10 protein-coding genes, 1 tRNA gene and 1 pseudogene are annotated in these 9,510 nt (G+C 64.2%); 7 read left to right on the top strand and 5 right to left on the bottom strand.

Features of this window, described 5'->3' with window-relative positions:
- Window positions 1-435 (bottom strand): metal-dependent hydrolase (locus EOA85_RS18780; RefSeq protein ID WP_127210723.1); only part of this gene is annotated, 435 nt, incomplete at its 3' end.
- Between the two features lie 88 nt (window positions 436-523).
- Between EOA85_RS18780 and ruvX the strand changes: the two genes are divergently transcribed.
- Window positions 524-1,009 carry a Holliday junction resolvase RuvX gene (ruvX, locus tag EOA85_RS18775; RefSeq protein ID WP_095520409.1) on the top strand — a complete coding sequence of 162 codons (486 nt, stop codon included), beginning with the start codon at window positions 524-526 and terminating at the stop codon, window positions 1,007-1,009.
- On the opposite strand, the gene EOA85_RS18770 is transcribed toward ruvX, so the two are convergent.
- Complete coding sequence (locus EOA85_RS18770; RefSeq protein ID WP_029352823.1) at window positions 976-1,287, bottom strand: DUF6105 family protein; 312 nt, start codon at window positions 1,285-1,287, stop codon at window positions 976-978. The genes ruvX and EOA85_RS18770 overlap by 34 nt on opposite strands.
- On the bottom strand, window positions 1,287-1,865 hold the full coding sequence (locus EOA85_RS18765; RefSeq protein ID WP_095520411.1) for a hypothetical protein: 579 nt from the start codon (window positions 1,863-1,865) through the stop codon (window positions 1,287-1,289). Before EOA85_RS18765 ends, EOA85_RS18770 begins: the two co-directional genes overlap by 1 nt.
- Before the next feature lie 167 nt (window positions 1,866-2,032).
- Between EOA85_RS18765 and EOA85_RS18760 the strand changes: the two genes are divergently transcribed.
- Window positions 2,033-2,971 carry an AEC family transporter gene (locus EOA85_RS18760; RefSeq protein WP_127210722.1) on the top strand — a complete coding sequence of 313 codons (939 nt, stop codon included), beginning with the start codon at window positions 2,033-2,035 and terminating at the stop codon, window positions 2,969-2,971.
- Here EOA85_RS18760 and EOA85_RS18755 read toward each other — a convergent pair.
- A complete protein-coding gene (locus EOA85_RS18755) occupies window positions 2,953-4,581 on the bottom strand; it encodes a DNA alkylation response protein (RefSeq protein ID WP_127210721.1) in 1,629 nt (542 codons plus the stop codon). The two genes, EOA85_RS18760 and EOA85_RS18755, sit on opposite strands and share 19 nt — an antisense overlap.
- Before the next feature lie 158 nt (window positions 4,582-4,739).
- Between EOA85_RS18755 and EOA85_RS18750 the strand changes: the two genes are divergently transcribed.
- Genes EOA85_RS18750 through dprA form a run of 4 tightly spaced genes read left to right on the top strand, consistent with a single transcriptional unit; the run spans window position 4,740 to window position 8,712 of the window.
- Complete coding sequence (locus EOA85_RS18750; protein ID WP_095520414.1) at window positions 4,740-5,702, top strand: aspartate carbamoyltransferase catalytic subunit; 963 nt, start codon at window positions 4,740-4,742, stop codon at window positions 5,700-5,702.
- Window positions 5,699-6,985 (top strand): dihydroorotase, encoded by a 1,287-nt coding sequence (locus EOA85_RS18745; RefSeq protein ID WP_127210720.1) that lies wholly within the window; start codon window positions 5,699-5,701, stop codon window positions 6,983-6,985. The genes EOA85_RS18750 and EOA85_RS18745 overlap by 4 nt, the downstream gene beginning before the upstream one ends.
- 18 nt (window positions 6,986-7,003) lie before the next feature.
- Window positions 7,004-7,591, top strand: coding sequence for a glycerol-3-phosphate 1-O-acyltransferase PlsY (plsY, locus tag EOA85_RS18740; RefSeq protein ID WP_065009561.1), 588 nt, complete (start codon window positions 7,004-7,006; stop codon window positions 7,589-7,591).
- On the top strand, window positions 7,588-8,712 hold the full coding sequence (dprA, locus tag EOA85_RS18735) for a DNA-processing protein DprA (RefSeq protein WP_127210719.1): 1,125 nt from the start codon (window positions 7,588-7,590) through the stop codon (window positions 8,710-8,712). Before plsY ends, dprA begins: the two co-directional genes overlap by 4 nt.
- A gap of 199 nt (window positions 8,713-8,911) precedes the next feature.
- On the opposite strand, the gene EOA85_RS18730 is transcribed toward dprA, so the two are convergent.
- A tRNA-Lys gene (locus tag EOA85_RS18730) sits at window positions 8,912-8,987 on the bottom strand.
- 140 nt (window positions 8,988-9,127) lie between these two features.
- Here EOA85_RS18730 and EOA85_RS18725 point away from each other — a divergent pair.
- Window positions 9,128-9,510, top strand: a pseudogene (locus EOA85_RS18725) (hypothetical protein); the annotation flags it as partial.

Genomic DNA, 9,510 nt, shown 5'->3' with positions numbered 1-9,510 from the left:
GTGATAGAGCGTCTTGTCTTCCGGAAAATGCAGGACGAGGCCGCCTGGATTGCCGAGATAGGTGTTCAGGCCATTGTCGCCCGGGAACGACGATGAATGCAGCGCCTGGACGAAGGTGGTGGTGAAACCGCCGCAATCCACGGTGCCGCCGATATTGCCGGGATTGATCTTCTTGTCGCTGGCGCCCCTGCCGACCAGGTACATGCAGACCTCGAAATTGGCGACCAGCATAGCGCCGCTTTTCCCAAGCACTTCGAGCGCACCGCTGATGTGATCGCTATGGCCATGGGTCAAAAGAACATGCGTGACCCCTTCCGCCGGTCCTTCCCAGCCGCTCGTCCATGACGGATTGCCGATCAGATAGGGATCGATGAGGATTTTCGCGTCGGTGGTTTCGATGCGGAATGCGGAATGTCCGTACCAGGTCAGTTTCATGAATGCCTTCCTCGATTTTTGCTTCGCCAAAGGATAGAACGCCGGCAGTGAAATTAAAGTCCCACGGCGTGTGGTCCAAGGAAGGCCGTTGAGCATCATCACCATCGAAGAGTTGCCGGCGCGGCTCAGCGGCGGCAAGACGCTGGCCGGGCTCGACCTCGGCGACAAGACCATCGGCGTGGCGGTTTCCGACAGGGGCTTTGCCTTCGCCCATCCGCGTCCGGTCATCATGCGCAGGAAATTCTCGCTGGATGCAGCTGTGCTGCTCGCCTTGCTGCAGAAAGAGAACGTCGGCGCCGTGGTGCTCGGCCTGCCGATCAACATGGGCGGGTCGGAAGGCCCGCGCGCCCAGAAATCCCGCGCCTTCGCCCGCAACATGGCTGGTGTGACCGACCTGCCCTTCGTTTTGTGGGACGAGCGACTGTCGACGGTGGCGGCTGAGCGGACGTTGATCGAGATGGATTTTTCGCGCCGCAAACGCGCCGGCAAGATCGATTCGGCCGCGGCGGCCTTTATTCTGCAGGGCGTTCTCGACCGGCTTCAGGCGCTCGGCGTCGATGCTTGGCCGAAATAGCGGTCGCGCATTATCCTGATCCAGCCGCCGATCACCCGGCGGCGGCGGAACGCCCAAAATGCCATGAGCAGCAGACTGTCGAAGATGCAGGCCTTTGCCACCATGCCGGGAATAAGCACCGGATCAATGCCGAGCATCTCCCCATAAAGCTGGAAGACGAGGTCATGCAATTGGCGGCTCAGCATGACATAACCGAAATTGATGTCGTTGAGCGACAGGAAGAACCACCCCCAGAACAGGGCGAGCGGCGCCGCCCATAGCGCGAACAAGGTACGCATCAGCGGCCATCCCTCAAGTTCGTGTCCGGCCTCAAGTTCGTGTCCAGCCGGCCGGAAATGCGCGAGAGCGCCGAGTTGTGCGCCGCCGCCTTCGCCATCACATGCGCGGCGGCACGGATTTCACCGGTGCCCGGAACCGCTGCGGCGAGGGCCGACCGCCACTCTGCGAGCATGGCGACATAGGACGCCAGCAGCGCCGCCAGTTGCACCGCGACGACCATGAACAGCCCGCTGATGCCCTGCGCGGCGCCGCCGACGACAATCAGCGACAATACGCCGGAGGCGGAGATGAAGGCGACCCGCACGACGCTGTCGGTGGCGTCCGGATTTGTCGGATCGCTAAACAGAGTCTCGACAAAGGCCCAGCAGAACAGCACCGCTACGACCAGCAGCGCTACAGCAAGCGGTGCCACGACAACGGCGCTTTCGAGGTCGGCGAAGCGGGTGTTCTGGACGGCGACGCCGAGCACGCCAAGCGCTGCCGCAACACCGCGATTCCCGTCGATGCAGAGGAACGCCAGCAGGGCGAAAACGACCGCCCAGTGCAAGGCCAGAAAGGAGCTCAATATATGCCGCATGGCGTTCCTGCTTCCGTAAACAGGACAGTGGGCTTTGCGGCCCGCCACCGCAATGGAAACCATTTATTAAGGTTAACGGGCGTCCGCAGGATCCCGACAGCGCCGGTCGTGGCGCTTTACATGCCGGCAATGCCTGCTATGGCACAGTCTCCCTCCGAGACGCTTCCATGCAAGCCACGTTCGAAAGCATCCTGCCGATCTTCCTGCTTCTCCTGTGCGGGAATATTCTTCGGCGCGTCGACGTGATCGATCCGGCCGGCTGGCACGGCATCGACCAGTTGGGCTACTGGTTCTTCTATCCGACACTGATTCTCGTGACGATCGTAAACGCCGATTTCACCGGCCTGCAGCTGGATGCCATGATGCTGGCGCTGGCAATCACCGTGCCGCTGATGTTTGTGTTCGTGCTGTCATTGTGGCCGTTTCTGCGCAAGGCCGGTCTTGCCGGAGCGGCCGAATTCTCGTCGATTTTCCAAACGTCGATCCGCTGGAACGGTTTCATGGCGCTGGCCATTGCCCAGAAACTGTTTCCGCCCGCCGGCATGGCTGTCGTCGCGCTGGTGATGGCGATCATCATCCTGCCGATCAATCTTGTGACGGTTTTCGTGGTTACACGCTTCGCCGACAGGACGGCCAACTGGCCGACGCTGATCCGCCGCATGGCGACCAATCCAATGGTGATCGCGGCTGCCGGCGGTCTTCTGCTGCGCGCGCTGCCCTTCGAACTTTTTGCGCCGGTCAACAAGACGCTTCAGCTGATCGGCCAGGCCGCGCTTGGGCTTGGCCTCGTCGGCATTGGTGCGGGCCTGAGGCTCGACAGCCTGGTCAAGCCCAGAATCGCTATCCTCGTCCCGGTTGCGGTCAAGCTGGTGGTGTTTCCGGCGCTGCTGCTGACCATTTCGCTCCTGCTTGGCGTCACCGGCGAGGAATTGCTGTTTCTCATCCTGTGCGGCGCCGTGCCGACCGCCATGAACGGTTATGTGCTGGCCAAGCAGATGGGCGGCGACGCCGAGCTTTACGCTACGGTTACGACGCTGCAGACGCTTGCTTCCTTCGCGACCATCCCGGTTGTACTGCTGTTGGCGGCTCAGTTCGTCGGCGGATAGAGCGTGTCGATGATCATGCGCGCGTCATGGCGCGAATCGAGCATGCCATAGGTGTTGCGCCACTGGCCGGCGAGGCGCGTCTCGACGAAGGCGTCGGCGATCCGCCCTGCCCCCAGCCTGCGAAGCTCCGCCGCAGCCGCCGACAGCGCCAGTTGCTCGGTGAGCAGGCGGGCCGAGCCCTCGTCGGTTGCCGCGACCTGCATTGCCGCCTTGAGTACACCGACGGTGCCGCGTCCGCCGGCGCCGAGATCGCGATCGATGCCGGCCAGCACCTCCTCGAACAGGCCGGGTGCACGCCCCAGCACGCGCAGCACGTCGAGCGCCATGACGTTGCCGGATCCCTCCCAGATCGCGTTGACCGGAGCTTCGCGATAGTAGCGGGCGAGCGGCGCCTCCTCGACATAGCCATTGCCGCCGAGGCACTCCATCGCTTCGTAGAGCAGCGATGGTGCGATCTTGCAGACCCAGTACTTTACGACCGGCGTCATGGCGCGAGCGAAGGCCGCCTCGCCGCGGTCGCCGGCCGCTTCGTCGAAGGAGCGCGCCAGCCGAAACGACAGCGCGGTGGCCGCGGCGACGTCGAGCGCCATGTCGGCCAGCACGCGCTGCATCAGCGGCTGCTCGATCAGATTGGTTCCAAACACCTGGCGGTGACGGGTGTGGTGGACGGCCTCGGCCAGGCCGGCACGCATGATCGCCGAAGAGGCGATCGCGCAGTCGAGCCGGGTCAGCGTCACCATGTCCATGATCGTTTTCACGCCCGCCCCGGGCTCGCCGACCATCTCGCCGATGGCGTTGACGAACTCCACTTCGGACGAGGCGTTGGAGCGGTTGCCGAGCTTGTCCTTCAGCCGCTGGAAGCGGAAGCCGTTGCCCGAACCATCGCCGAGAATGCGGGGAACGAGAAAGCACGAAAGTCCTTCCGGCGCCTGTCCAAGCACCAGGAACGCATCCGACATCGGCGCTGACATGAACCATTTGTGGCCGGTCAGCCGATAGAAGCTGCTGCCGGCCCGCTCGGCCCTGGTGATGTTGGCGCGGACATCGGTGCCGCCCTGCTTCTCGGTCATGCCCATGCCGAGCGTCAGCCCGGTCTTTTCGACCGGCGGCTTTTGGCTCTGGTCGTATTTGCGTGTCGTCACCCGCGGGGCCCATTCGCGAAACAGTTTCGGGCTTGCCATCAGCGCTGCCAGCGATGCGCTGGTCATCGTGATGGGACAGAGATGCCCGGTTTCGAGCTCGGCCGTCAGGTAGAAACGCGCGGCGCGCACCTGATGACGGCGGCCGATCTCGGCATCGCCATTTTCCCAGACCGACGAATGCAGCCCGTTCGCCACCGACCGGCGCATCAGTGCGTGATAGGCTGGATGAAACTCGACCAGATCGATGCGCCGGCCCTGCCGGTCATGGGTCCTGAGCTTCGGCGTCTCGACATTGGCCAGGCGTGCCAGTTCCTGCGCCTCCTGCGTCAGCACGAAACGGCCAAGCCCATCGAGATCTTTGCGCACCGGATCGGAAAAACGCTCGGCAAGCTGGATCAGCAACGGATCGCCCCGCCAGGCGTTGCCGCCTGCCAGCGGCGGCGGCTGGTTCGTCACGTCGTCGGTCACGCACTGTCCTTATCATCACAAGGCCACGAATCCGAAGCCAGTAGCGGTTTATAGCCCAAGCCGCGCAACGCGCGCGACGAAAATACCGGGGGAAAAGACCGCAATCCAAAGCTGGTGCTTGCAGCCAAAGGTCCTCCACCCTATAGCAGCGCCTTGAGATGACCGACGCTTCGTCCCTGCCACTCTATCCTCACCGCCATCTTCTGGGCATCCGCGATCTTTCCCCCGCCGACATCGAGCTTTTGCTGGACAAGGCGGACCGGGCGGTCGCGATCTCGCGGCAGTCAGAGAAGAAGACCACGACGCTGCGCGGCCGCACCCAGATCAACCTCTTCTACGAAGCCTCGACCCGCACGCAGTCGTCGTTCGAGCTGGCCGGAAAACGGCTAGGCGCCGACGTCATGAACATGTCGGTGGCGAGCTCTTCGGTGAAGAAGGGCGAGACGCTGATCGACACGGCGATGACGCTGAACGCCATGCGCCCGGACATATTGATCATCCGCCACCAGTCGGCGGGTGCCGCCGCACTGCTGGCGCAAAAGGTCGGCTGCTCGGTGATCAATGCCGGCGACGGCGCCCATGAGCACCCGACGCAGGCGCTGCTCGACGCGCTGACCATCCGCCGCGCCAGGGGCCCGCTGTCGAAGCTGATCGTGGCGATCTGTGGCGACATCCTGCATTCGCGCGTGGCGCGTTCCAACATCATGCTGCTCAACGCGCTCGGCGCCCAGGTCCGCGTCGTGGCGCCGTCGACGCTTCTGCCCGCCGGCATCGAGAAAATGGGCGTAGTTGTCACCCGTTCGATGGCCGAAGGGCTCAAGGACGCGGATGTGGTGATGATGCTGCGGCTGCAGCGCGAGCGGATGGAAGGCGCCTTCGTGCCTTCCGTGCGCGAATATTTCCATTATTTCGGGCTGGATGCCGAGAAGCTGAAATCGGCCAAGGACGGCGCTCTGGTCATGCATCCCGGCCCGATGAACCGCGGCGTCGAGATTGCCTCGGAAATCGCCGACGGGCCGCAGAGCGTCATCCAGGAACAGGTGGAGATGGGTGTTGCCGTGCGCATGGCGGTGATGGAAGCGCTGCTCGATCCCCGCCGCAACCGCGAAGTTGCCCGATGAGCACAACGGTCTTCAGCCGGGCCCGCATCATCGATCCGTCGCGCGGCATTGACGAGGTCGGCACCGTCATTGTCGAGGGCCGCAAGATCGTCGCTGCCGGCAAGTCGGCCTTGAACCAGGGCGCTCCGCAAGATGCTACCATCATCGACTGCGCCGGCAAAGCAATCATCCCGGGCCTGATCGATGCGCGCGTCTTCATCGGCGAGCCGGGCGGCGAGCACCGCGAAACCATCGCTTCGGCCAGCTTGGCGGCGGCGGCCGGCGGCGTCACTTCCATCGTCATGATGCCCGACACCGACCCGGTGATCGACAATGTCGCGCTGGTCGAATTCGTGCTGCGCACTGCCAAGGATACGGCCATCGTCAACATCTTTCCGGCGGCGGCGATCACCAAGGGCCTCGAGGGCCGCGAGATGACCGAATTCGGCCTGCTGCGCGAGGCCGGCGCGGTCGCCTTCACCGACGGGCGGCACACCATATCAAGCGCACTGGTGATGCGCCGCGCGCTGACCTATGCGCGCGATTTCGGCGGCGTGATCGCGCATGAAACCCAAGACGCCGACCTCGCCTCATCAGGCGTCATGAACGAAGGCCTCTATGCCAGCTGGCTCGGCCTCGCCGGCATTCCGCGCGAGGCCGAGTCCATTCCGCTGGAGCGTGACCTTGCGCTGGCGCGGCTGACCGGCGGCGCCTATCACGCGGCCAAGATCTCGACGGCCATGGCGGCAAACGCGGTAACGCGGGCGAAAGCCGACGGCGCGAATGTCACAGCAGGCGTGTCGATCCACAATCTGTCGCTCAACGAGAACGATGTCGGCGAATACCGCACCTTCTTCCGGCTGACGCCGCCGCTGCGCGCCGAGGAAGACCGGCTGGCGATGATCGAGGCGGTCAAGGACGGCACGGTCGACATCATAGTCTCCTCGCACGACCCGCAGGACGTCGACACCAAGCGCCTGCCTTTCGCCGACGCCGCGGCCGGCGCCATCGGGCTGGAAACGCTGCTGGGTGCGGCGCTGCGGCTTTATCACAATGGCGACGTGACGCTGCTTAGATTGGTCGAGACCTTGTCCACCGCGCCGGCAAGACTGCTAGGCCTGCCCGGCGGCACGCTGAAGCCGGGCGCGATCGCCGATCTTGCGCTGGTCGATCTCGGCGAGCCATGGATCGTCAGCGAAAGCGGTATCCGTTCGCGCTCGAAAAACACCTGTTTCGAAGGCGCGCGGCTGCAGGGCAAGGTCTTGCAAACGATGATGGCGGGCCGCACAGTGTTTTCAGCCTAGGGCATATCTGGGGGAACAATGGCTTACGGCATCGTCTTGGCGCTGGTGTTCGGCTATCTGCTCGGCTCGATCCCGTTCGGGCTCCTGATCACACGTGCCGCCGGTCTTGGCGACGTCCGCAATATCGGCTCCGGCAATATCGGCGCCACCAATGTGCTGCGCACCGGCAACAAGGGCCTGGCCGCCGCCACGCTGCTGCTCGACGCGCTGAAAGGCACGGCGGCCGTGCTGATCGCCGGTCGCTTTGCACCGGAGCTCGGGCCCTGGGCCGGCCTCGGCGCCTTTTTCGGCCATCTGTTTCCGGTCTGGCTCGGTTTCAAGGGCGGCAAGGGGGTCGCCACCTATCTCGGCGTGCTGATTGCATTGGCCTGGCAGGTGGCACTGATCTTCGCCGTCGTCTGGCTGGCCGTCGCTTTCTTGTTCCGCTATTCCTCGCTGGCCGCGCTGACGGCAGCAGTCGTCGTGCCGATCGCGCTCTATGTCCTCAGCACGCCTGAGATTGCCGGGCTGTTCGCGCTGATGAGCCTGATCGTCATCATAAAACACCGCGCCAACATCACGCGGCTGCTGGCCGGCACCGAGGGCAAGATCGGAGCCAGGGAGTGAGCCAGCGCGCCGCCGGGCCGCGGCTCAGCGACCGGCAGCGGTTGAGCTGGCTTCGTTTGATCCGCACGCCGAATGTCGGCCCGGCCACCTTTCGCGACCTGATCAACCGTTTCGGCTCGGCCGAGACGGCGCTCGAGATGCTGCCCGAGCTGATGATTTCGGGAGGCGCCAGAAAGATCGTCCGCATCCCGTCGATTGCGGAGGCCGAGGCGGAAGTGGAGACAGCCCGGCGCGCCGGCGCCCGCTTCGTCGGCATCGGCGAAGGCGACTATCCACCGCTGATGAAAAGCATGGACCATCCGCCGCCGCTGCTCGCGGTCAAAGGCGAAGGCGCGGTGTTTCGGCTACCGGCAGTCGCCATCGTCGGCGCCCGCAACGCCTCGCTGGCCGGCATCAAGATGGCGCGAACGCTCGCCGCCGAACTCGGCCGCGACGGCTACGGCATCGTCTCCGGTCTGGCGCGCGGCATCGACACGGCAGCACATCAGGGCAGCCTTGCGACCGGCACGATCGGCGTGCTGGCCGGCGGCCTCGACCTGCCCTACCCGCCCGAGAATGCCGAACTCTGTAACGAGATTGCCGAGCGCGGCGGCGCCATCATTTCAGAGATGCCGTTCGGATGGCAGCCGCGCGCCCAGGATTTTCCGCGCCGCAACCGCCTCGTCGCAGGTGCTGCATTGGGGCTGGTCGTCGTCGAGGCGGCGCAACGCTCCGGCTCGTTGATCAGCGCCAGGCTTGCCGGCGAGATGGGCCGGCTGGTCTTCGCCGTCCCCGGCTCGCCGCTCGATCCGCGCGCCGCCGGCACCAACGCCTTGCTCAAGGACGGCGCCACCCTGGTCACCGAAGCATCGGACATTACCGGTGCGATCGCGCCGCTGGTCGGCGCACTGGCGCCAAGGACGCCGCCACTTGGAGAGCCGCCCGACTTTTCGGCAACACCGCCACCCGGCGAAGACGACCGCGCCCGCGTCATCGAAGCGCTTGGCCCAACGCCGGTGGCGGTCGACGAAATCATCCGCCACACCGGCCTGCATCCCGCCCAGGTTTTCATGGTGCTGCTGGAACTCGACCTCGCCGGCCGGCTGGAGCGCCACGCCGGCGGGAATGTCTCGGTGGTATAATCGGGGCGATTCTTGAAGAACCTGGCTCGACGCCGCTAGAAAACCCAAGGCGTCATAAAGCACCTCGCTTTAGACGGGGAACAGGAAGCGAACGGCTCGTGCGGCTTTTTTGCAGTCGCACGGGTCGCAACAGTCGCACAGGTTCCGGCTCTGCTCCAGCAGCCAAAACGCTAACATATTGATGTCCCACGTGAAAAAATGGTGAGCGCGCAGGGATTCGAACCCTGGACCTACTGATTAAAAGTCAGTTGCTCTACCGGCTGAGCTACGCGCTCCCGCGGGCTCAGAATGCCGCCCTCGAAATTGCGCGGAACATAGGGAGAGTGCCGCGACCGGTCAACCGGAAAAAGAGGGCTTGCAAGCCGGGCTTTTCGCGGTCTCCTGACGCCTCGCAAACCGTCTCGACAAGATCGGCGTGGCTGTCTCGCACGAAAGCCGAGATGCATTACAAATCAGCAGCTTGCTATTTCTCGCGGAACAATTGCGCAACCTGCCCGTTTTTATCGGCACAAGGGACGACGCGTTCAAGGAGAAGACCATGAACAGGATCATGTCGGGCTTGCTGGCGACCGCGCTGTCAGCGTCATTCGCTGTAGCAGAGATCGTGCCCGTCAACGCCCAGCCCATCTACGTGCCGCTAGGTCAGAATGTCTCGTCGGATGTCCAGACCGTCGACCACAGGCGTTGGAGGCGTTTCGACGGCGATCGCGATTTTTCACGCCGCGATTTCCGTCGCGACTTCCGCCGCGGCGACTTCCGCCGTGATTTCCGTCGCGATTTTGCCCGTCGCGATTTTTC

This window comes from Mesorhizobium sp. M5C.F.Ca.IN.020.29.1.1 (genome assembly GCF_003997375.1).
Taxonomy (GTDB): domain Bacteria; phylum Pseudomonadota; class Alphaproteobacteria; order Rhizobiales; family Rhizobiaceae; genus Mesorhizobium; species Mesorhizobium wenxiniae.
The sequence above is the reverse complement of the archived record's forward strand: the minus strand, read 5'-3'. Positions and strand labels throughout refer to the sequence as shown.